At 71.9% G+C, this 20732-nt stretch carries 20 protein-coding genes; 7 read left to right on the forward strand and 13 right to left on the reverse strand.

Annotated features, from left to right (window positions below):
• Window positions 1-142: 142 nt before the first annotated feature.
• Window positions 143-391 (forward strand): DUF6894 family protein, encoded by a 249-nt coding sequence (locus J3A75_RS33930; RefSeq protein ID WP_209651228.1) that lies wholly within the window; start codon window positions 143-145, stop codon window positions 389-391.
• A gap of 90 nt (window positions 392-481) precedes the next feature.
• On the opposite strand, the gene J3A75_RS33935 is transcribed toward J3A75_RS33930, so the two are convergent.
• The 6 genes from J3A75_RS33935 to J3A75_RS33960 form a co-directional block, all read right to left on the reverse strand.
• On the reverse strand, window positions 482-1546 hold the full coding sequence (locus tag J3A75_RS33935) for a HoxN/HupN/NixA family nickel/cobalt transporter (RefSeq protein ID WP_012329612.1): 1065 nt from the start codon (window positions 1544-1546) through the stop codon (window positions 482-484).
• A gap of 199 nt (window positions 1547-1745) precedes the next feature.
• Entirely contained in the window at window positions 1746-3863 is a 2118-nt protein-coding gene (locus tag J3A75_RS33940; RefSeq protein ID WP_245365115.1) for a TonB-dependent siderophore receptor, read from the reverse strand.
• A gap of 548 nt (window positions 3864-4411) precedes the next feature.
• On the reverse strand, window positions 4412-4954 hold the full coding sequence (locus J3A75_RS33945) for a c-type cytochrome (protein WP_209651229.1): 543 nt from the start codon (window positions 4952-4954) through the stop codon (window positions 4412-4414).
• Window positions 4941-6185, reverse strand: coding sequence for a sulfite dehydrogenase (gene soxC / locus J3A75_RS33950; protein ID WP_209651230.1), 1245 nt, complete (start codon window positions 6183-6185; stop codon window positions 4941-4943). Before soxC ends, J3A75_RS33945 begins: the two co-directional genes overlap by 14 nt.
• A gap of 2 nt (window positions 6186-6187) precedes the next feature.
• Window positions 6188-6601 carry a hypothetical protein gene (locus J3A75_RS37315; protein WP_209651231.1) on the reverse strand — a complete coding sequence of 138 codons (414 nt, stop codon included), beginning with the start codon at window positions 6599-6601 and terminating at the stop codon, window positions 6188-6190.
• Window positions 6602-6608: 7 nt separating this feature from the next.
• Complete coding sequence (locus tag J3A75_RS33960; RefSeq protein WP_024827346.1) at window positions 6609-7832, reverse strand: monooxygenase; 1224 nt, start codon at window positions 7830-7832, stop codon at window positions 6609-6611.
• Between the two features lie 495 nt (window positions 7833-8327).
• Here J3A75_RS33960 and J3A75_RS33965 point away from each other — a divergent pair, with 495 nt between their 5' ends.
• From J3A75_RS33965 to J3A75_RS33975, 3 genes are read left to right on the forward strand one after another with little or no spacing between them, the layout of a single operon-like run.
• The gene (locus tag J3A75_RS33965; protein WP_012329606.1) at window positions 8328-9317 is read left to right on the forward strand and encodes an aliphatic sulfonate ABC transporter substrate-binding protein; all 990 of its coding nucleotides are present in this window, start codon (window positions 8328-8330) and stop codon (window positions 9315-9317) included.
• Window positions 9318-9321: 4 nt separating this feature from the next.
• On the forward strand, window positions 9322-10374 hold the full coding sequence (locus tag J3A75_RS33970; protein WP_043074737.1) for an LLM class flavin-dependent oxidoreductase: 1053 nt from the start codon (window positions 9322-9324) through the stop codon (window positions 10372-10374).
• Window positions 10375-10387: 13 nt separating this feature from the next.
• Entirely contained in the window at window positions 10388-11725 is a 1338-nt protein-coding gene (locus J3A75_RS33975; protein ID WP_012329604.1) for an LLM class flavin-dependent oxidoreductase, read from the forward strand.
• A gap of 73 nt (window positions 11726-11798) precedes the next feature.
• Here J3A75_RS33975 and J3A75_RS33980 read toward each other — a convergent pair whose 3' ends face one another.
• Together J3A75_RS33980 and J3A75_RS33985 are read right to left on the reverse strand one after the other, a co-directional pair.
• Window positions 11799-12032, reverse strand: a complete 234-nt coding sequence (locus J3A75_RS33980; RefSeq protein ID WP_209651232.1) for a tautomerase family protein — start codon at window positions 12030-12032, stop codon at window positions 11799-11801.
• Between the two features lie 59 nt (window positions 12033-12091).
• Window positions 12092-12862 carry an SDR family oxidoreductase gene (locus J3A75_RS33985; protein WP_012329602.1) on the reverse strand — a complete coding sequence of 257 codons (771 nt, stop codon included), beginning with the start codon at window positions 12860-12862 and terminating at the stop codon, window positions 12092-12094.
• 102 nt (window positions 12863-12964) lie between these two features.
• On the opposite strand from J3A75_RS33985, the gene J3A75_RS33990 reads away from it, so the two are divergent.
• The 3 genes from J3A75_RS33990 to J3A75_RS34000 all read left to right on the forward strand — a co-directional run bounded on the left by J3A75_RS33990 (window position 12965) and on the right by J3A75_RS34000 (window position 16630).
• A complete protein-coding gene (locus J3A75_RS33990; RefSeq protein WP_012329601.1) occupies window positions 12965-13414 on the forward strand; it encodes a winged helix-turn-helix transcriptional regulator in 450 nt (149 codons plus the stop codon).
• A gap of 250 nt (window positions 13415-13664) precedes the next feature.
• Window positions 13665-14978, forward strand: coding sequence for an MFS transporter (locus tag J3A75_RS37155; protein ID WP_312892948.1), 1314 nt, complete (start codon window positions 13665-13667; stop codon window positions 14976-14978).
• A 512-nt stretch (window positions 14979-15490) separates the two neighbouring features.
• Window positions 15491-16630, forward strand: a complete 1140-nt coding sequence (locus J3A75_RS34000) for a hypothetical protein (RefSeq protein WP_245337867.1) — start codon at window positions 15491-15493, stop codon at window positions 16628-16630.
• Between the two features lie 68 nt (window positions 16631-16698).
• On the opposite strand, the gene J3A75_RS34005 is transcribed toward J3A75_RS34000, so the two are convergent.
• Genes J3A75_RS34005 through J3A75_RS34025 form a run of 5 tightly spaced genes read right to left on the reverse strand, consistent with a single transcriptional unit; the run spans window position 16699 to window position 20706 of the window.
• The gene (locus J3A75_RS34005) at window positions 16699-17175 is read right to left on the reverse strand and encodes an SRPBCC family protein (RefSeq protein ID WP_024827351.1); all 477 of its coding nucleotides are present in this window, start codon (window positions 17173-17175) and stop codon (window positions 16699-16701) included.
• A 45-nt stretch (window positions 17176-17220) separates the two neighbouring features.
• Window positions 17221-17973, reverse strand: coding sequence for an ABC transporter ATP-binding protein (locus J3A75_RS34010; RefSeq protein ID WP_012329597.1), 753 nt, complete (start codon window positions 17971-17973; stop codon window positions 17221-17223).
• Window positions 17970-18788 carry an ABC transporter ATP-binding protein gene (locus J3A75_RS34015; RefSeq protein WP_245365035.1) on the reverse strand — a complete coding sequence of 273 codons (819 nt, stop codon included), beginning with the start codon at window positions 18786-18788 and terminating at the stop codon, window positions 17970-17972. The genes J3A75_RS34010 and J3A75_RS34015 overlap by 4 nt, the downstream gene beginning before the upstream one ends.
• The gene (locus J3A75_RS34020) at window positions 18782-19810 is read right to left on the reverse strand and encodes a branched-chain amino acid ABC transporter permease (protein WP_012329595.1); all 1029 of its coding nucleotides are present in this window, start codon (window positions 19808-19810) and stop codon (window positions 18782-18784) included. The genes J3A75_RS34015 and J3A75_RS34020 overlap by 7 nt, the downstream gene beginning before the upstream one ends.
• Window positions 19807-20706: a branched-chain amino acid ABC transporter permease gene (locus J3A75_RS34025; RefSeq protein ID WP_012329594.1), complete on the reverse strand. Its 900-nt coding sequence runs from the start codon at window positions 20704-20706 to the stop codon at window positions 19807-19809. The genes J3A75_RS34020 and J3A75_RS34025 overlap by 4 nt, the downstream gene beginning before the upstream one ends.
• Window positions 20707-20732 lie beyond the last annotated feature (26 nt).

Raw genomic sequence — 20732 nt, forward strand, 5'->3', positions numbered from 1 at the left:
GGAAGCGCGCGACCGGGAGTTCCGCGCCGGATCCGCGCGGGCCGCCGGGGCGGGCGGCGCGGACCGGGCGCCGCGCGCCGAGAACCGACGCTTCTGACCCCGGTTAGCGTTCGTGAGGGGGGAGCCAGTCACGGAGGCGTGGGTGCCACGCTATTTCTTCGATATCCACGACGGCCAGTTGCAAGGGGACGAGGACGGGACCGAGTGCGCCGACTTCGACGCCGCTCGCAGAGAGGCGATGATCTCCCTCCCGGACGTCGCGCGATGGGAGATCCCGAACGACGGGGACAGGCAATCCTACACGGTGATTGTCCGGGATGCGGCGGGCGCTCCGATCTACACGGCGACGCTGACTTTCACCGGCCTGAGGCTGAGCGAGGCGGCCGAGTAGGTTCAGCCCGCGTCGCGCATCCGGCGCGCCTCGACGTCGGCCCGGCTCACCGGGCCTGGACGATCCGCGCGCGGGCACGGCCGGCGCCGGTCAGGGCATATCGGCCGGTTCGACCGCGATCCGGTCGAACCGGCCGAGGCGGTAGATGAGGAACGACAGGAGCCACGCCGCCGCGAAGAGCCCGACGATGCCGAAGCCGAGCACGCCGAAATGGTCGTTGATCGCGGCGATCCGCTGCCAGAGCCAGCCCTGCAGGTTGAGCTTGTCCGCCAGGAGGTTCAGCGCCTCCAGCGTGCCGATCACCAGCGCGACCGCCACCGACACCAGGGTGATGGTGAGGTTGTAGAACAGCTTCCGCATGGGCTGAACATAGGCCCAGCTGTAGGCCCCGAGCATCAGCACGCCGTCGGTCGCGTCGACCAGCGTCATCCCGGCGGTGAACAGCGCCGGGAAGACCAGGATCGTCCACAGGTCGGTGCCCTGGCTCGCCTGGGCGGCCGACAGCCCGAAGAGGCTCACCTCCGTGGCGGTGTCGAAGCCGAGGGCGAAGAGCAGGCCCAGCGGGTACATGTGCCAGGAGCGCGTCACGAGGCGGAACAGGGGCCGCAGGATCCGGGCGAGAACGCCCTGGTTGGCGAGCAGCATGTCGAAGTCGGCCTCGACGTAGCGGCCGGTGCGCCGCACTTGCCGGAACGCGCGCCAGACGCCCGCGAGGACGACGAGGTTGACGAGGCCGATGAGGATCAGGAAGGCGGCCGAGACGCCGGTGCCGATCAGGCCGCCGAGCTCCCGGTAGCCCTCCGAGGCCGTGATCAGGCTGGTCGCGGCCAGCGCCACCGCGGCCGCGGCCACCACCACCACGGTGGAGTGGCCGAGCGCGAACCAGAAGCCCACCGAGACCGGCCGCTGGCCCGCCTGCATCAGCTTGCGGGTGACGTTGTCGATGGCGGCGATGTGGTCGGGATCGACCGCGTGGCGCAGCCCGAAGACGTAGGCCAGCAGCGCGGTCGAGAGCAGGGCCGGCTGGCCGGCGAACAGGCTGTAGGCCCATATCCAGGCCGCGATGTTGGCCGCGATCAGGACGAGGTAGAGCAGACCGATACGGCGTCGCACGACGCGCGGCGCCGTGCCATCGGACGGGACGATCGCTTCCATCAAACCCTTACCCACCCGACCATCGTCCCCTCGCCGCCGCCGCCCGGCCCCGCGCCGCCGCGCGCGATCCGACATAGCGCAGAACCGGCGAAGCCGCGGAGTACCGCGAGCGCGGCAGTCTCACGGCGGCCGCGACGCGTCGAGTCGCCCGGGCGCATCCGGGCGCTCCCTCGCCCCGGGGCGGCCCCGGAGCTCGCCATCAGAACCGCACCGTCACGGAGCCCGTGAACCGCCGGGGCGAGCCCGGATAGACCCTGAACGCGTTGAGCGAACTCTCGTAGTACGCGGTGTCGAAGATGTTCTCGACGTTGAGCGCGATCCGGGCATTGTCGAAGCGGTAGTAGGCCAGCGCATCGACCGCGACGTAGGCCGGCAGCGTGAAGCCCGAGCCGGCCGCGTCGCCCGCGCGCGCGCCCACGCCCCGGACGCCGCCGCCGACACCGAAGCCGCGCCACGCACCCTCCGGCTCGTAGACCGCGAGCAGGCTGCCCGAATGGCGCGGCACGTTGATGAGCGGGGCCCCGACCGGCAGCACGTTGTCCTTGGTCACCCGGGCATCGGCGTAGACGTAGCCGGCCAGGAGCTTCAGTTCCGGCGTGATCTGCCCCTGGGCCGTCAGCTCGAATCCCTGGCTGCGGACGGCCCCGGCGGCGAGGGAGAAGCCGGTATTCGCGGGGTCGGGCGTCAGCACGTTCTCCCGCTCCACCCGGAAGGCCGCGGCGGTGAGGAGCAGGGTGCCGCCGAACAGCTCGGATTTGGCGCCGACCTCGTAGCCGAGGCCGGTCTCGGGCGGCAGGGCCGTGCCGCGGGTGACGGCGGCGGCGTCCGGACCGGTATTCGGCCGGAAGCTCGTGCCGACGTTGGTGTAGAGGGCGAGTTCCGGGATCGGCCGGTAGACGAGGCCGGCCCGCGGGGACGCGGCGACCCGCGACTGGTCGACCTGGCTGCGAACGGCGCGCTCGCGGAAGCTCTGCTCGAAGATGTCGAGGCGCACACCGACGAGCGCCCGCCATTCGGGGCTCAGGACGATCTCGTCCTGCGCGTAGAGGCCGGTGTTGGTGATCCGCTCCAGGTTGTTGCGCGGGACGGTGATCGGCGGCAGCGCCTGGCCGTAGACCGGGGCGTAGATGTCCAGGGCGAACGGGCTCGTGCGGAAGTTCGAGCGCAGGTACTGCGTGCGGCTGTCGGTGCTCTCCCGGTCCATCCCGAGAAGAAGCGTGTGGCCGATGCCGGCGGTATCGAAGCGCCCGACGAGGTCGGCTTGGCCGACGGCCACGTCCCAGCGGTAGTCGCGCACGTTGCGGTCGCGCGAGACCGTGCGGTTGTCGGCGGCGATGGCGCGGATCTCCGCCGACTCGCCCGCGAGATCGCCCGTGTTGAAGTAGGTCGCCAGGCGAAGCTGCCAGTTCTCGTCGAACCGATGGTCGACGCGGACTTGCAGGCTGTTGTTGTTCTGATAGGTGCTCTGCCCGGGCTCGCCGAGGAAGCGGGAGACGGGCAGGAATCCGAGTTGCCGGTTCAGCGCGATGACGCCCCGGTCGAAGACGATCCGGTTCCGCACGAACTCGGTCTCGACCGTGATCCGCGTGTCCGGGGTGACCTGCCAGCTCACCACCGGCGCGACGAGGAGCCGGTCGCTGTCCACGAAATCGCGGAAGCTGCCCGCGCCCTGCGCGGCGAGATTGAAGCGGTAGAGGACCGTGCCGTCCGCGCTCAGCGCGCCGCCGGCATCGATCGTGCCCCGGGTCAGGCCGAACGAGTCGATTTGGTTGCCGAACTCGACGAACCGTTCGGCGGTCGGCTGCTTGGTGATCAGGTTGACGAGGCCGCCGGGATCGCTGCGCCCGAACAGGGCCGCGCCCGGGCCCTTGAGCACCTCGATGCGCTCGATGTTCTGGGCATCCGGCGGCGGCGGCGTCCCGCGATTGAGGGGAAAGCCGTTCTTGTAGATCTCGGAGGTCGTGACGCCGCGGATGGCGTAGCTGAAGATCGACAGCCCACCGAAATTGTTCTGCCGGGCGACGCCGGGCAGGTAGTCGAAGACCCGGTCCACGCGGGTGGCGGCGATGTCGGTGATCGTCTCGCGCGGCGCCACCGACACGGCCACGGGCACGTCGATCTGCGGCGTCGCCGTGCGCGTCGCGCTTACGGCCGCGCCCGCGCCGTAGCCCGGTGTCGGGCCGATCAGGCCGATGGTCCCGCGCCCGGACGCCGTCGTGCGACCGGCACCCTCGCCGACATGCTCGACCGACAACTCCTCCAGGGTCACGCTCTCCTGCGCGCGGACCTCGCCGACCGGCGCGCCGGCGGACAGCAGGGCCGCGAGTGCCAGACGCGGGCTGCCGCGTCGCGCCCGTGCAGGGCCGGCGTATCCCCGGCGCGGCCTGGGACTTTCGCGGAAGGACGGTCGTCCAGAACTCGCCACCACACACTCGCTGCTGCCGGCGCGCGGCCACGCGGCGGCGAGCGGCGTCCCGCCCGGAGGGGCGTCACCGCGCGCTCCGCTGGGGCACCGCGCCCGAGGAACGTCATCGCGCCGAAGGACGCCTCCCGTGACGCGGGTCATCGCCGCCGCCGGACCGTCCCGGCGCGCGGCACCGGCGGCCGCGCAGGGCGGGAACGCCCCGTCCACAGGTGCGGGGCAGATCCGGATGCGGCGCGAAGAGCGCGCCGGCGTCCCGTTCCGGCTCCGAGCCGTGCCCGGAGAACCTTGGCCGGAGGATACTTGCCGCGGTGACCGGCCGGGTCAACGCCCTGACAACCGAATGTAATAATGTTGCGACGACAGTGGCGGAACGGCCACAGCGCCGTCGCGGCACGGCGGCGGGCGGGGCCGGGGCGGTCTCATCGGGTACGCCGCTCCCGTCAGGGTCTCACGTCGGGCCTGGGATCGGGAACGAACCCGTCGCGGTTCGGCATGCGGACGGCGGCCAGGGTGGCGGCGTCGAGCACGGCGCTCTCCGGGACGAGCCCGTTCAGGTACAGCACGTAGCCCGAGACCGCGTAGACCTCGTCGGCGCTGAGCGATTGCGGTGCGTTCATCGGCATCGCCCGCCGGATGTAGTCGAACAGGGTCGGCGCGTAGGGCCAGAAGCTGCCGACGGTCTTGAGCGGCTTCGCCGAGGCGAGCGTGCCCCGCCCGCCGACGAGCCGCTCGCCGGTCCCGCCCTCGCCCCGGCCGCCGTGGCAGGACGCGCACTGCGCGTCGAAGACCGCGCGCCCCTGGGCGACGCTGCCGTGTCCCGGCGGCAGCTTCCGCCCGTCGCGGTCGATATCGATGTTCCAGGCGGCGATCTCGGCCTCCGAGGCCGGGCGCCCGATCCCGAGGCGCTCGCTCGCCGGCGCCGACCCCGCGCAGGCGAGCACCAGGGCCATGCCGACGGCGGCGCTCGCTTCACGCATAGCCATTGGTCACCTCGCCGTCCGGCCCGATGCGCCAGGGCACGACCGCGTTGTTGTGGTAGAAGGATTTGAGGCCGCGCACCGCCGTCAGCGCGTCGAAGCTCGGCTGGACGTACCCGGTCTCGTCGATCGCCCGGCTCGCGATGGTGGTCGGCGTGCCGTCCCAGTGCCAGGGCAGGCGGAAGCGCGTCAGCGCCCGGTTGAGCACCGGCTCCTGCAGCACCGCGTCCCGCCAGCTCGCGCCCCCGTCGGTCGAGACCTGCACGCCGCGGATCCGCCCGCGCCCGCTCCAGGCGAGGCCGGTGATCTCGCGGAAGCCGGGGGCGATCCGCTGGGTGCCCGAGGGCCGCGTGATGATCGACTTGGCCTCCATGACGAAGGTGAATTGCCGGGCCGTGCCGTCGGGCATCAGGTCGGTGTACTTCGACGTCTCCTCGCGCGAATAGGCCGGCTCCGCCGTGACGTTGAGCCGGCGCAGCCACTTCACGCTCATGTTGCCCTCGTAGCCGGGCAGGAGCAACCGGAGCGGGTAGCCCTGCTGCGGGCGCAGCCGCTCCCCGTTCTGGCTGTAGACCAGCAGGGCGTCGTCGAGGCACTTGGCGATCGGGATGCTGCGGGTCAGCGCGGCCGCGTCCGCGCCCTCGGCCACGATCCACCGCGCGTCCGGCTTGAGCCCGGCCTCCGCCAGCACGGTCGCGAGGCGCACGCCCGTCCATTCGGCGCAGCTGACGAGACCGACGAGATCCGACGCTGTCCGCCCCTTGATCGCCTCGAAGCCCGGGTTGCCCGAGCATTCGAGGAAGTAGATGTGCGATTCCGACGGGAAGCGGCGGATGTCCTCCATGGTGAGGATCAGCGGTGTCTCGACGAGCCCGTGGATCATCAGCCGGTGCCGGGCGGGATCGATGTCCGGGATGCCGCCGTGGTGGCGCTCGTAGAACAGGCCGTTGGGCGTCAGGATGCCGTCGAGATCCTGCAGCGGCGTGCGGCTCGACGCCGAGATATACTGCTTCAGACCCTGCGGGACGTTGCGGATGACGCCGTCCTCGAAGCGCGAGGGCCGGCCGTAGGTCTGGCTGCCGACATCGGCGCCCGGGATCTTCATCCATTCGGGAACGGCCGGGGGCGCCGCCTCCTCCGCCCGGGCCGGCCCGCCGGCGAGCGCGGCCGCGGCCGCCGCCGCGCCCTGAGCGAGGAAGCGCCGGCGCGCCGGCGGGGGTTTATCGTCACGGCTCATCGTCACGGCTCATCGTCTGGCACGCTGCCTCGCCCCACCGGCCGGGGCAGGCCGAGATTCTCACGCAACGTCGGTCCCTCATAGTCCTCTCGGAACAGGCCCCGGCGCTGCCGTTCGGGGACGACGCGCGCGGCGAAACCGTCGCGGTCCCCCGGCAGGGTCGGCGGCTCGACCGGGCCGGCGTAGCGGTTCGCCGTCCGGCTCAGGGCGTCGAGGTCGTCGCCCCGGATGCTGACCCCGTCGGCGAGGAAAACCGGGTCGAACTTCGCGGCCTCCGCGGTCCGGGCGATCTGCCGGTCATGGGCGGCGTTGCTCCCGGCATCCGCCTGCGCGGACGGGTGCCGCCACGCGGCGACGTGGTGCCCGCCTGGGTCCAGGCAGGCGCCCAGGCGCGGGCGGTCGCGGCGGCGCGGCACGGTCGCCTCACGCCGATCCGACGCGGTACTGCCGCGGCGGCGGCGCGCCCGTGATCGCGAAGGCCCCGACGATCCGGTCCCGGTAGATCCGCGGGTTGTGGGACGCGATGGTGCGGGCGTTGCGCCAGTAGCGGTCGAGTCCGAGGCCCGCCTTCACCGCCGAGGCGCCCAGCGCGTCGAACAGACTCGTCGTGGCCTGGAGCACGAGATCGGTCACCACGCTCACCGCCTGGTTGACCTCGACATCGGCGAGCGTCGCCGCCCGGTCCGCCGCGGCGCCGTCGCCGGCCCGATGCGCGTCGTAGGCCCGCTGGAGGGATTCGGCGGCCTTCAGCACCACGGCGCCGGCCGCGTAGGCGTTCCCCCGGACGCGCCCCACCACCGCCTGGATCTGCGGGTCGTCCACCGCGCGCCCGGCATTGCCGTGGCTGTAGACCCGGGAACGCTCGGCCACGAGCCGCGCCACGTCCTCGGCCGCGGCCCGGCCGATCCCGGCGAGCGTGGCGAGATGCACCAGCTGGAAGAACGCCATGGCGTAGGGGAAGCGCGCCGGATCCGGCTTGATGAGCGCCGGCTCGAGCGCGACGTCCGCGAAGGTCGCGGTGCCGCTGGCGGTGAGCGCCTGCCCGAACCCGTCCCAGTCGTCCACGATGGTCACGCCCGGCGCGCGCACCGGCACCGCGGCGGTCACGGCGCCGCCCGCCTCGTCCTCGGCCGAGAGGTGGATGTAATCCGCGAACAGCGAGCCCGTGGTGTAGAATTTCCGGCCGTCGACGACGGGGGTCCCGTCGCGGCGCCGGACCACCGTGTCGAAGGCGCCGACCTTGGCGGGCCCCGTCTCCGAGACGCCGCTGCCGATCGTCTCGCCGGCGCCGATCCGGGCGATCCAGGCGGTGCGCCACGCGGCCGACGCGGAGCACAGCGCGTCCTCGGTGAAGCCGAAATGGGCGCGCAGGGCGTTGGTGACGTTGGAATCCGCCTGGGACAGCTCGATCAGCAGCGCGAACAGCTCCGGAAGGCTGGCGCCGTGTCCGCCCTCCTCGAGGGCGAGACGCAGGGTGGTGAAGTTCGCCTCCCGCAGCCAGCCGATCTCGGCATGGGGCAGGCGACGCGTGCGGTCCCGCTCGACCGCGGTGGCGCGGATCTCGGCGAAGACCGGGCGAAACCGATCCGCCAGCGCCTCGTAGCGCGCGCTCGGACCCGCACCCCACCCCGCTCCCGTCTGCGACATGGCTTCCTGTTCCCGATTCCGACCCGCGCCTCCGGGCGCACGGCCATGGAATCGGTGAGATGATCTCCGCACTCAAGCCGAATCCGGACGCCGGCCAGGCATTTGGAACCAACATCTCGGCAGATCCTCTTCAGAAATAGGTTTGATTTACAAGTCGAACCTCCGAGGAAATACCTTTCTTCGCCCGGCGCGCGCGTCTCGGAGATCCTCTGCGGCGCCGGATCCGGCCCGGCCATCGGGCCGGCCGAGGCCGCCCGCACCATGAGACGGGCCCTCCGATGCGTTCGGAAGACGGCCTTGCTGCGCGCACCGCCATCGGGAGGACGCGCTTTCCTACTCCGCGAGTAAATAGAAATCCTATTCCATTGATCCGGTCATCGGCGCCGGTCTTCAATAGTATGCAGCCGGATGTGGCGCGGACCGTCGCGGACTATCCGGACCGCCGCGCCTATCCGGCCTTGCCTTCGACCACACCGTCCGATCCGCGAGATCTCGATGACCGACGACACGTTGAGCCGGATCGCCCCGTCCCGCCGATCGGTGCTGCGCACTGGCCTCGGCGCGGCCGCCACCCTGGCGCTCGGCACGCCCGCGGTGCTGGCCGGTCCCCGCGAGGTGAAGATCAGCATGCAGCGCTCCTCGGTGCTGTTCACCGTGCTGAAGGTGAAGGGGACGCTCGCCGAGCGCCTCGCGCCGCTGGGCTTCACCCCGAGCTGGCACCTGTTCACCAGCGTGATCGAGCCCATGTCGGCCGGCGCGGTGGACATCCACGCCGACGTCGCCGACGCGGTGCCGATCTTCACGCAGTCGGCCAGGGCGCCGCTGACCTTCTACGCCCGCGAGCGCGGCGCGCCGGCCGCCGAGGCGATCATCGTCCCGGCGGACTCGCCGATCCGCACGGTCGCGGATCTCAAGGGCCGCACGGTCGGCGTCTCCCGGGGCTCGGGCAGCCACTACGTGCTCGCCGCCGCCCTGAAGCGCGCCGGCCTGAGTTTTTCCGACATCAAGCCGGCCTACCTCCAGGCACCGGAGGGCGCGGCCGCCTTCGAGCAGGGCAGCCTCGACGCGTGGTCGATCTGGGACCCGTTCCTCGCCTTCGCGCAGGCCAAGCGCCCGGTGCGGGTCGTCGCCGACGCCACCGGTCTGACGAGCTATCACCGCTACTACCTCGTCAACGACAGCTTCGTCGCCGCGCAGCCGGAGGTCGTCGCCACGGTTTACCGGGCGCTGGTCGAGGCCGGCGCCTGGATGCGGGCGAACCCGCAGGAGGCGGTGGCGCTCCTCGCGCCGATCTGGGGCGACCTGCCGCCCGCGGTGGTGGCCGCCGCCAACAGCCGCCGCACCTACGCGGTCGAGCCGGTGGACCGCGCCCAGCTCGGCGAGCAGCAGGCCATCGCCGACGTGTTCTACGAGGCCAAGCTCATCCCGCGCCGGATCGACGCCACCGACGTGCCGATCTGGCAGGCGCCCGTGGGTCGGGGCTGAGGCCGTGGCCGGACCGACCGACGCACCCCGCTTCGGCATCTGGGCGGCCGTTCACGGCTCCCGGGCCTCCCACCACGACCCCGACGAGCCGGACGACGCCAGCTGGGAGCGCAACCGCGCCCTGGTCCTGGAGGCGGAGACCCTGGGCTACGATTCCGTGCTGGTCGCCCAGCACACGATGAACCCCTACGACGGGGACCGCGACCAGCTCGAGGCCTGGACGGGGGCGGCGGCCCTCGCGGCGCTCACCCGGCACATCGAGATCATCGCGGCGATCAAGCCCGGGCTCTACCACCCGGTCGTGCTCGCCAAGATGGCACTCCAGATCGAGCACATCAGCGGCGGCCGCTTCGCGCTGAACCTCGTGAATGCCTGGAACCGGGCCGAGTTCGAGCGGGCCGGCCTGCCGTTCCCCGCGCACGACGACCGCTACGCCTACGGCCGCGAGTGGATCGGCCTCGTGGACCGGCTGATGCGCGGCGAGCGGGTCACGTTCGCGGGGGCGCATTTCCGCGTGGAGGATTACCAGCTCCGCCCCGCCGGCACGTTCCGGAAGCGGCCGACCATCTATCTCGGCGGCGAGTCGGAGCCCGCCCGGGCGCTGGCGGCCGACCACGCGGATGTCTGGTTCATCAACGGCCAGCCGCTGGAGGACGTCGCCGCCCTGATCGCCGACGTCGCCCGCCGGCCCGCCGCCAACGGCCCGCTGCGCTACGGCCTCTCGGCCTTCGTGATCGCGCGGGACACCGACGCGGCGGCGGAGGCCGAGCACGCGCGGCTCCTCGCCCTGGCGCAGCGCGACGCCGACCTGCGCGCCGACACCCGCGCCCGGACCGACACGGCCAGCGTGATGTTCGCCAAGACCGACGCGGCCGCCGCCCGCCACGTCGGCACCAACGGCGGCACGGCCGCCGGGCTGGTGGGCAGCTACGCCACCGTGGCGGAGCGGATCCGGGCGTTCCACGCGGCCGGCATCGACCTGTTCATGCTGCAGTTCCAGCCGTTCGAGGCGGAGATGCGCCGCTTCGCCGAGCAGGTTCTGCCGCGCGTTCGTTGATCCGGAGAGTTCGATGAGCGGACGCACGCTGCATCTCAACGTCAACCTGCTGCACTCGGGCGTCTACCCGTCCGCGTGGCGGCTGCCGGACAGCCGGCCGGACGCCTTCGTCGACATCGACCACTTCGTGCGCGTCGCCCGCGTCGCGGAGCGGGGCAAGCTCGACGCGATCTTCCTGGCCGACACGCCGGCGATCAACGACCGGATCGACTACCGGCCGTTCAACGCCCTCGAACCCACCGTGGTGCTGGCGAGCGTCGCGGCGGCGACCAGCCATGTCGGCCTCGTCGCCACCGCCTCGACGACCTACAACGAGCCGTACAATCTCGCCCGCCGCTTCGCGAGCCTGGACATGGTCAGCCGCGGCCGCGCCGGCTGGAACGTGGTGACCACCGCCGATGCCGCCGCGGGCCGCAATTTCGGCTTCGCGGGCGCGTCCGAGCACGGGGCGCGCTACGCCCGGGCGCGGGAGTTCACCGAGCTGGTCCACGCCCTGTGGGACAGCTGGGAGGACGACGCGTTCGTCGGCGACAAGGCGGGCGGGCGGTTCGTCGACACCGGGAAGGTCCACGCAATCCGCCACCGGGGCGCCCACTACGCGGTCGAGGGACCGCTCACGGTGCCGCGCAGCCCGCAGGGGCGCCCGGTGACCTTCCAGGCGGGCGGCTCGGAGGACGGGCGCGAGCTCGCCGCCGCCACCGCCGACGCGGTGTTCTCCCTGGCCCAGACCGTCGCGGACGGGGCGGCCTATGCGCGGGACCTGCGCGCCCGCGCGGCGCGCTACGGCCGCGCCCCGGACGCGCTGGTCATCCTGCCCGGCCTCGCCACGGTGATCGGCTCCACGGAGGCCGAGGCGCGGCGACGCCAGGACGCGCTCTGGAACCTCGTGCCGGTCGAGTACAGCCTCGCGCGGCTCGCCGGGACGCTGCGGATCGATCCCGCGCGGCTCGACCTCGACCGGCCGCTGCCGGACCCGCTGCCGCTCCCGCCCGACGCCAACCACACGATGTTCCTGGGCACCGTGGCGCTCGCCCGGCGGGACGGGCTGACCGTGCGCCAGCTGCTGCGGGCGCTGGGCGGCGGCGTCGGCCACCGCATCGTCGCTGGGACGCCGGAGGCGATCGCCGACGACATCGAGGCGTGGTTCCGGGCGGGCGCCGCCGACGGCTTCAACCTGATGCCGGACGTCCTGCCCGACGGGCTGGAGACCTTCGTGGACGCGGTCGTTCCGATCCTCCAGCGCCGCGGCCTGTTCCGGCGCGACTACGCGGGCGCGACCCTGCGCGACCATCTCGGGCTCGCGCGGCCGCCGAGCCGCGACGCTGCTGGAGACGCCTCGCTCTCCGCCTGACCCGGGGCGCCGCCGACCGGACCCGGGCCGTCTTGACGCGCGAAGATCTCACTCGCGCCGAGGCTCGGATCCGTCAGCGTGAACCCGGCTCCTGCTGCGCCTGCAGGCGTCGCAGGGCCGCGAGGTCGAACACCGCGTCCGCGCGACCGTAGCCGCCGTCGACGACCTCATCGACCAGGACCATGGTGTGCGGTCGCGCGGCCTCTCCGAAGTAGGAGACCAGCAGATCCGTCGCGCGGTGAACCAGATCCGCCTTCTGCGCACCGGTCATCATGCCCTGCGGGATCTTGAAATTGGCGAACGGCATCGATCTTCTCCAGGTTGAATCGACGGAACACTGACCGCGCCCGCGCGACGGCGCGGGCCTCACCGCTGCGCTGCGCGGGCCGCGCGGGCGGCCTCGTTCAAGGTCGCGACGGCCGCGTCGAAGCGGTGTTCGGCCTCGGCGTTGCGCTGGAAGGCGACGCGCTGCACCAGGATCTCGCGCGGCGTGGGCTGCTGCTGGAACAGGACCATGACCTCGTCGATGAAGTCGGCCAGCGGCAGGTAGCCCGCGCGCGTGGCCTGGCCGGGCGTCAGATCCGTCTGCACCGCCGGGGGCACGAGCTCGATCACCTCGACCTTGCCCTTCAGAACCTCGCGCAGCGAGACCGTGTAGCTGTGGATCGCCGCCTTCGTCGCCGAGTAGGTCGGCGTCGTCGTCAGGGGCACGAAGGCCAGCCCGGACGACACGTTGATCAGCGCCGCGTCCGGGCGCGTGACCAGATGCGCGACGAGCGCGTCCGTCAGGCGGATCGGGCCGAGCAGGTTGGTGGTGATCGTCGCCTCCGCATCGGAGAGGTCGCGGGCCCGATCCAGCGCCTCGAGGCGCATGATCCCGGCGTTGTTGATCACCACGTTCAGGGTCGGGTGCTCGGCGATGATCCGCTCGGCGAACGCCGCGATGTCGCCGGCCTCCGCGATGTCGAGCGGCATCGCGTGCATGCCCGGCCGGCCGGCCGTGACCCGGTCCAGGGCCTCGACCCGACGACCGGCGACGATGACAGTGTTGCCCAGGTCGTGGAAGCGCTGCGCCAGCGCCGCTCCGATCCCGGATCCGCCGCCGGTGATGAGAACCGTGTTGCCTGAAGTCTTCATGGTGGCGACCCTCGTTGTTGCCGCCGCAGAGGGTATGGCCCACACTCTCCAGCCTGAAGTAGGCACCGAAAAGATTTGTACTTACCGAAAGGAGAGTGTCGGATGCGCCGGTCCAATCCTGACCCCGCGATCGAGGCGAAGCGGCGCGGCCCGGTCCCGCAGGACGCCGATCCGGCGATTGAGGCCCTGGTGAACGACATCATCGGTCAGGTGGCCGACAAGTGGACCATGCTGATCCTCGAAGCCCTGGAGGAGCACGGCACCCTCCGGTTCACGCAGCTCGGCAAGGCCGTCGGTCGGATCAGCCAGAAGATGCTGACGCAGACCGTCCGGCAGATGGAGCGGGACGGTCTCGTCCGGCGGACGGTCCACCCGGTGATCCCGCCGCGCGTGGACTACGCGCTGACCCCGCTCGGCCGGAGCTTGGGAGCCGCGTTCTGCGGCGTGTGGATCTGGGCCGAGACGCACCACGCCGAGATCGAGCGGTCCCGTCGCGCGTTCGCGGCGGCGGCCGACGCTGCGGACCTGCCCGCCGGCCCCGGGCCATCGTGACGGCCGAGGCTGTCCCGATCGCGGTCTGGCCGGGATAGGCGCATCAGAGCCCGGTTCGGCGAACGGGCCTTCCGCGGCGCGGGCGCCGATCGCCTGTTCGCCGCCAGCATTTTCCCTGTCGGTCCGCGGGGCGTTATCCCTCTTTATCTATTGTCTCGCCAAGATCGGCGTTTCAGTCTAGCTTCAAGACTGATTTCGGCGGAAGGGCGGGCGGATCATGCATTTCACCCCTCCGTACGGTGAGCCGCCTGTGCCGATCAGTTCCGGGGCGATCGGCGACGGCCCGAAAACCCCCAGCACGGCGCGGCGTCGCTCCGTGGTCGCCGGCGCCATCGGCAACGCGCTCGAATGGTACGATTTCGCCACCTACGGGTACTTCAGCGCCGTCATCGGCCGGAACTTCTTCCCGTCCGCTAGTCCCACGACGTCGCTGCTCTCGGCCTTCGCGGTCTTCGCCGCGGCCTTCTTCATGCGTCCGATCGGCGGCATCGTGTTCGGTCACATCGGCGACCGCTACGGGCGGAAGAGGGCACTCCTGCTGTCGGCGGGCCTCATGGCGGTCTCGACCTTCCTGATGGGCTGCCTGCCGACCTACGCGTCCGCCGGGCTCCTCGCGCCGGTCCTGCTCGTGCTGCTGCGCCTCGGCCAGGGCCTCTCGGTGGGCGGCGAGTACACCTCCTCGGCCATCTTCCTGTCCGAGACCGCGGCCCCCGCGCGCCGCGGGCTGACCGGCAGCCTCGCCTGCATCGGGGCCGCCGGCGGGATCCTGCTCGGCTCCATTTCCGGGACGCTCGTCACCGGGCTGCTCACCCCCGAGGACGTGCATCTGTGGGGCTGGCGCCTGCCGTTCCTGTTCGGGATCGTGCTCGGCGTCTTCATCTTCGCCCTGCGCCGGCACATCGACGACGCGCACGCCGAGACCGTGTTGCGCGAAGATCAGGCGCCGGCGGACCGGCGCTCACCGCTGCGCTTGGCCGTCGAGATCGACGGCGCCGCCATGCTGCGCGCCTTCGCGATGAATCTCGGCCTGGCCTGCGGCTTCTACGTGGTGTTCGTCTACCTCGTGACCTTCCTGCATACCGTGTCGGGTCTCCCGCAACACACGGCGTTTCTCATCAACACCCTCGCCATGGTGGTTCAAGCCGCGTGCATCCCGATCGCCGGAGCCCTGTCCGACCGCTTCGGACGCAAGCGCGTTCTGGTCCTGACCGGGGCGGGCCTGACGATCCTGTCGTGGCCGCTGTTCATGCTGCTGACCACCGGCGACACGCTCCTGATCGTCCTGAGCCAGGTCGCGTTCGCGATCCTGATCGCCGGCAACGCCGCCGTGGTGCCGACCGCGTTCGTCGAGATGTTCCAGCACCGCTCGCGCTGCACGGCGCTGGCGATCAGCTTCAACGCCTCGATGGCGCTGGTCGGGGGCACCGCCCCGATGGCCGCGACCTGGATCGTCCACCACCTGGCATGGCCTACGGGGCCGGGTCTCTACGTGGCCGTGCTGTCGGCCATCTCGCTCGCAGCGATCCTGACGATGCGCGATCGGACCGGAGAATCGCTCGCGTGAGATGATGTCCGGCACGGACTCGGGACGAGGCGCTGCGGCCCACGTCACGGTCCGGTCGTGCGTGTCCGCCCGCGCCCGACGACGGTCGATCCCCGGCACCCGGAGGTGGCGGATCGCATCTGACCGAGACGATCCGACCGCGGTCCTCCGACAGATCTCCGGCCTCGTGCAGCCGCGCCCGGTCGACGAGCCCGACGTTGCGGCTGCGTGCCCGGAGCCCATCCGGCGGGCACGCCCGTCACGGCTCTCCCCGAACCGCCTTCGTCGATCGTCGCTCGCCGCGAGGGAGCCGGGCATCCGATGGGCGCGATCCGGGCGGCACGGTCAATAGGTCACCCTCCCTAGTGGAGGCCGAGAGCCGCCCTGCTAGACTCGAGAGATCGACACGGCAGAGACCCTGTACAGGGACGATCAGGCGAACACGGCAGACACCTCTTCTTGCCCGTCGCGATCGTCGACTTGGCCGATAAACGCGCGGCGCATCCGAGGGACCCGAAGGCATGGGATTCATCTTGACCCGAACGCTCCGGCACACAGTTTCATCGCGCCTCGTCGCCGTCTCGGTCTCGGCCCTGATGATCGTGCCGGCGGCGCGGGCGGCCGGCAATCTGGAGGCGGCTCTCCGCACGGTACCGGATTCCGCCCTCGCGACGTCCGATCCGATGCCGATCGTCTTCCTGGACGTCCGAGCGCTGTCCGAGGCGGCCGGCGGCGCGTTGAGCGATGCCGCCCTGCGGCGCATGGCCTTCCACGAGAGCATTCGCCCGCTGAACGTGCTCAGCTATGGCGGCGCGCGGACATGGACCGAGACCGCCGGCATCCCGTTCGACGACATTTCCTATTTCGCAGCCTTCGGCCAGCCTCCGGCGCGCGTGAGCTACTGGGGACTGGCGACGAAGGCGGCGGCAGACAACCTGATCGGCAAGCTGCAGGACAGGACCTTCCGACCGGTCACGACCGCACCGCGCATTCTCGCCAACGGTGAGCCGCGCGCCGTGAGTCTGAGGAATCGGCAGCCGACCAATCCCTGGTCCGGACCCATGGGCGAGACCAGCGCGGTGCTGGCGATCGATCGGGTCGTCGCCCAGGCGTCCGCGGCCGCGGATCTGGAGAACCTCACCGGGGTCGGACGGAGCGCGGCGGATCACGGGGCGGTCGCCACGGCGCTGGCGGGCATGGCCACCGCGGATGACCGCGACCCGGGCGCGATCGTCCAAGCGGCCGTCGTCACGCCGCTGATGGGCACGCCCCCCGGCGATCCTGCCGCCGTCCTGTCGGCCCCGACCGAGATGGCCGCCAAGGCGAAGGCGATCGACGACCGGCGCGAACAAGATCCGGACGGCGTCCCGGCCTATGCCGGCGGTCTCGTGGCCGACTACCAGGGCAAGGCGGGCCCGGCGCTCCTCGTGTCCCTTGCCTATCCCGATTGCCGGACGGCCGGCAGGGCCGTCACGGCGCTGAAGGCGCGGTGGCAAGCCGGCATGGCGCCCGCGGCCTCGCTCGACGGCCGCACGGTCGAGAGCCCGCGGCGCGGCTGTGCCGCCGTCCTTCGCGTCGCTCAGGCACAGGGCGCGAAGCCCCCGTTCGCAGCGTTCATCGAGACGTACAGGCAGCGCGGGTTCAATGTGCTGCAGATCGGAACGCAGCGATGACCGGAATTCGGCGAGCCGGCCCCGCGCGCGACCGCCCCAGCCGCCGCGGTTGAGGCGCGACGGCGGGCCTAGGCCTCGGCCGCCCTCGATGCGGCCGGGTCGCCGGCCGCCCCGAGTTCGGCGGCGAACTTGCCGAAGAACTCGTCGGCGAGCTTGCGCGCGGTCGCCTGCATGAGCCGGCCGCCCAGCGTCGCGATCTTGCCGCCGACCTCGGCCTTGGCGGTGTAGCTCAGGAGCGTCTCGCCGCCCTCGGCCGCGAGGCTGACCGCGGCGCGGCCCTTGGCGAAGCCCGCCATGCCGCCGTTGCCCTGGCCGACGAGGCTGTAGCCCTCGGGGGGACGCAAGTCCTCCAGGCGGACCGTGCCCGTGAAGGTCGCCGAGACCGGCCCGATCTTCAGGGCGACCCTGGCGGTCATCTCCTCCGGGGAGACCTGCACCAGCTCCTTGCAGCCCGGGATGCAGCGGGCGAGCACGTCCGGATCGTTCAGCGCCGCCCAGACGGCCTCCCGCGCGACCGGGATCCGATACGCGCCAGCGATGTCCATCCTGGTCTCCTCCTGATGCAGTGCCCGCTCGGCCGGCGCGGGCGCTCAGACCGCGCAGTAGCGCGCCTGGATCTCGGGATCGTCCCGCAGAGCGGCCGCGGGGGCGTGGTAGACGACGGCGCCGCCGTCGACGATGTAGACGCGGTCGGAGACGTCGAGGGCGAGCTCGACGTTCTGCTCCACGAGCAGGATCGTGGTGCCGGCCCGCTTCATCGCGACGAACTGCGCGAACATCTCCTCGACGAGGATCGGCATGATCCCCTCGGAGGGCTCGTCGAGGAGCACCATCACGGGCTCGGCCATGAGCGCCCGGGCGATGGCGAGCATCTGCTGCTCGCCGCCCGACATCGTGACCGCCTCCTGCTTCAGGCGCTGCTTGAGCCGCGGGAAGGTCTCGGCGATGACCTCGATCCGCCGCGCCTCGTCGCGGCGCGTCGCGCGCGCGCCTCTGGCGGCCAGGATGCCGAGGCGCAGGTTCTCCTCCACGGTCAGCCCCGGCACGATGCGCCGCTCCTCCGGCACGTAGGCGAGGCCCCGGTGGAAGCGCTCGTGGGGCGGCCGGTCGAGGATCTCGGCCCCCGCGAAGGTGACGCGGCCCGCGCGCTTCGCCACGAGACCCATGATCGCCTTCAGCGTGGTGGTCTTACCGGCGCCGTTGCGGCCGACCAGCGTGACGATCTCGCCGGGACGCACCTCCAGCGAGAGGCCCTGGAGAATGTGGGAATGGCCGTACCACGCCCGCAGGTTCTCGACCGCCAGGAGCGGCTGGGCGGCGTCGCGCTGCGGGGCGGCGCTCATGCGGTCTTGCCCGCCGTGTTGCCCAGGTAGACGCGGCGCACCTCGGGATGCGCGCGGATGTCGTCGGGGCTGCCCTCGGCCAGGAGTTGGCCCTGATGCAGGACGACGAGGCGGCGGCACAGGCCCATGACGAGCTTCATCTTGTGCTCGACGAGGATCAGGGTCCGGGTCTCGGCGAGGCGCTGCACGAGGTCCATCATCTCCCGCGTCTCCTCGGGGCTCATCCCGGCGGTCGGCTCGTCGAGCAGGAGGAGGCGCGGCTCGGCGGCGAGCGCCACCGCGATCTCCAGGGCCCGCTGCTCGCCGTGGGCGAGTTCCCGGGCGAGGCGGTCCATCCGGGCGCCGAGCCCGACCTCGCCCAGCAGCGCCTCGGCCCGCTCCGTCAGCTCGGGGTAGGCCGCGCGGTCGCGGAAGAACGCGAAGCGGACGCGCCGCGCCTGGGCGGCCACCCGCACGTTCTCGCGCACCGTGAGGTGCGGGAAGACGTTGGTGATCTGGAACGACTTGGCGATGCCCATCCGGGCGAAGGCGTGCGGGGCCGCGCCGGTGATGTCGCGCCCGCGGAACAGCACGCGGCCCTCGCTCGGCGGGACGGCGCCGGAGATCAGGTTGAAGAAGGTCGACTTGCCCGCACCGTTCGGCCCGATGATCGCCGTGATGCCACCCTCCGGGAACGCGACGGTCACGTCGGACAGGGCACGGAAATGCCCGAACCGTTTGCCGAGCCTCTCCGCGGCGAGGATCGGCGGCGCCGCACTGGGCGCCGCACCCGTCGCCGCACCGGGCGCGGCGACGGCCGGGGCGGCGCTCACCATCCGGCCCTCCTCAGGCGCGCCAGCACCTCGCCCCAGATACCGAGCGGCAGGAACAGCACGAAGGCGATGAAGATGGCGCCGACGAAGAGCTGCCAGTGGCTCGTGACCGTGGCGAGCCCGTCCTGCAGGAGCGCGTAGGTCGCGGCCCCCACGAACGGACCGAAGAAGGTCCCCATGCCGCCGAGCAGCGCCATCATCACCGCCTGCCCGGAGGTCGAATAGTGCATCGTCTCGATCGGTACGATCGAGAGGTGGATCGCCTGGAGACCGCCCGCGAGACCGCACAGGGCCCCGGAGATCACGAAGGCCACGAGCTTCATGCGGCGCACGTCGTAGCCGCAGGCCTGCGCCCGGCCCTCGTTCTCGCGGATCGCCTCGAGGGCGGCCCCGAACGGCGAGGACAGGAGGCGCGAGAACAGCCAGACCGCGACCCCGACCACCGCCAGCGCGGCGTAGTACTTCACCACCGGGTCGAGGAGATTGAGGCTGAAGCCCGGGAGGGCCAGCGCCGGCACGTTGATGCCGCGCAGGCCGTTCTCGCCGCCGGTGAAGGCTTCCGCCTGGTAGAAGGCGTAGTAGACGCACATCGACAGCGCCAGCGTCGTCATCGCGAAGTAGATGCCGCGGGTGCGGATCGCGAGCACGCCCATGGCGGCGGCGATCCCGGTGGCGAGCAGCGTGCCGGCGGCGAGGCCCAGGACCGGGTGCAGCCCGTACCGCACGATGGCGATGCCGCAGCCGTAGGCGCCGCCGCCCAGGAAGGCGGCGTGGCCGAAGGACAGGAGCCCGGTATAGCCGAACAGCAGGTTGAACCCGAGGGCGTAGAGGCCGAGCACCAGGATGTTCACGGCGAGCGCCTGATAGGGCGCGATCCAGGGGAACACGACGAGGAAGGCGAGCGTCAGGGCGACGCGGTGCCGGCCGCACCACGCGAGCCGTCGGCCGGTCCGGCCGGAGCCCGGCCGGGCCGTCGGCCGGGCTCCGGCCTTCGTGACGGCGGGGGCAGGGGCGCGGGCGCTCATCCGAGGGCTCCGGCCCGCCCGAGGAGGCCGCGGGGGCGCACGAGCAGCACCAGGGCCATGAGGGCGAAGATCGCCATCTTGGTCATGTCGGGGGCGACGAGCGACGTCATCGCCACCACCACGCCGACGATCAGCCCGGCGAGCACGGCGCCGGCCAGCGAGCCCATGCCGCCGACCACCGTCACCACGAAGGCTTCGGCCAGAACCGGGATCCCCATCTCGGGCGTGACGCCCTGGAGAGGCGCGGCGAGGATGCCGGCGAGCCCGGCAAGCGCGCAGCCCAGGGCGAAGACCGCGAGCCAGACCTTGGCGATCTCGATGCCGAGCACCTGCACGATCTGCGGGTCGCGGGCGCCCGCGCGGATCACGAGGCCGAAGGGCGTGCGCTCGATGAACAGCCACAGGGCGCCCACCACCGCCAGCGCGAAGCCGATCAGGAACAGGCGGTAGAGCGGGAAGTAGCCGATGCCGAGATCGACGGCGCCGCGCAGCTCGGGCGGCGCCGCGAAGGGCAGCCCGGTCAGCCCGAAGGCGATGCGCACGCTCTCGACCATGACGTAGGACAGGCCGAAGGTGAGGAGCAGCGGGTCGTCGATGCCGCGCCCGTAGAGGGGGCGCACGAGCACGCGCTCCACGGCGAGCCCGAGGAGCCCCATCGCCAGCGGCGCCGCGACGAGGCTGAGCCAGAAGCTGCCGGTGTAGCCGTAGAGGAAGACCCCGACATAGGCGCCGACCATGAAGAAGGCGCCGTGGGCGAAGTTGACCACGTTCATCAGCCCGAAGATCAGCGACAGGCCGATGCCGACGAGCACGTAGATCGCCCCGAGCGCGATGCCGGTCACGAGCTGGAGCGCGAGGAGATCGAGGGGGAAGCCGCCGATCGCGATGTCGCTCAAGGCCGCGCCCTCCCGCGGGTTCGCAC

Source organism: Methylobacterium sp. PvP105, from assembly GCF_017876975.1.
In the GTDB taxonomy this organism is placed as follows: Bacteria; Pseudomonadota; Alphaproteobacteria; order Rhizobiales; family Beijerinckiaceae; genus Methylobacterium; species Methylobacterium radiotolerans.

What these genes read in the sequence shown, in the direction of transcription:
- J3A75_RS33935 (WP_012329612.1), bottom strand. Translation starts at nt 1,546, where the DNA reads ATGGAAGCGATCGTCCCGTCCGATGGCACGGCGCCGCGCGTCGTGCGA.
- J3A75_RS33945 (WP_209651229.1), bottom strand. Translation starts at nt 4,954, where the DNA reads ATGGCTATGCGTGAAGCGAGCGCCGCCGTCGGCATGGCCCTGGTGCTC.
- soxC (WP_209651230.1), bottom strand. Translation starts at nt 6,185, where the DNA reads ATGAGCCGTGACGATAAACCCCCGCCGGCGCGCCGGCGCTTCCTCGCT.
- J3A75_RS33960 (WP_024827346.1), bottom strand. Translation starts at nt 7,832, where the DNA reads ATGTCGCAGACGGGAGCGGGGTGGGGTGCGGGTCCGAGCGCGCGCTAC.
- J3A75_RS33965 (WP_012329606.1), top strand. Translation starts at nt 8,328, where the DNA reads ATGACCGACGACACGTTGAGCCGGATCGCCCCGTCCCGCCGATCGGTG.
- J3A75_RS33975 (WP_012329604.1), top strand. Translation starts at nt 10,388, where the DNA reads ATGAGCGGACGCACGCTGCATCTCAACGTCAACCTGCTGCACTCGGGC.
- J3A75_RS33980 (WP_209651232.1), bottom strand. Translation starts at nt 12,032, where the DNA reads ATGCCGTTCGCCAATTTCAAGATCCCGCAGGGCATGATGACCGGTGCG.
- J3A75_RS33985 (WP_012329602.1), bottom strand. Translation starts at nt 12,862, where the DNA reads ATGAAGACTTCAGGCAACACGGTTCTCATCACCGGCGGCGGATCCGGG.
- J3A75_RS33990 (WP_012329601.1), top strand. Translation starts at nt 12,965, where the DNA reads ATGCGCCGGTCCAATCCTGACCCCGCGATCGAGGCGAAGCGGCGCGGC.
- J3A75_RS34005 (WP_024827351.1), bottom strand. Translation starts at nt 17,175, where the DNA reads ATGGACATCGCTGGCGCGTATCGGATCCCGGTCGCGCGGGAGGCCGTC.
- J3A75_RS34010 (WP_012329597.1), bottom strand. Translation starts at nt 17,973, where the DNA reads ATGAGCGCCGCCCCGCAGCGCGACGCCGCCCAGCCGCTCCTGGCGGTC.
- J3A75_RS34015 (WP_245365035.1), bottom strand. Translation starts at nt 18,788, where the DNA reads ATGGTGAGCGCCGCCCCGGCCGTCGCCGCGCCCGGTGCGGCGACGGGT.
- J3A75_RS34020 (WP_012329595.1), bottom strand. Translation starts at nt 19,810, where the DNA reads ATGAGCGCCCGCGCCCCTGCCCCCGCCGTCACGAAGGCCGGAGCCCGG.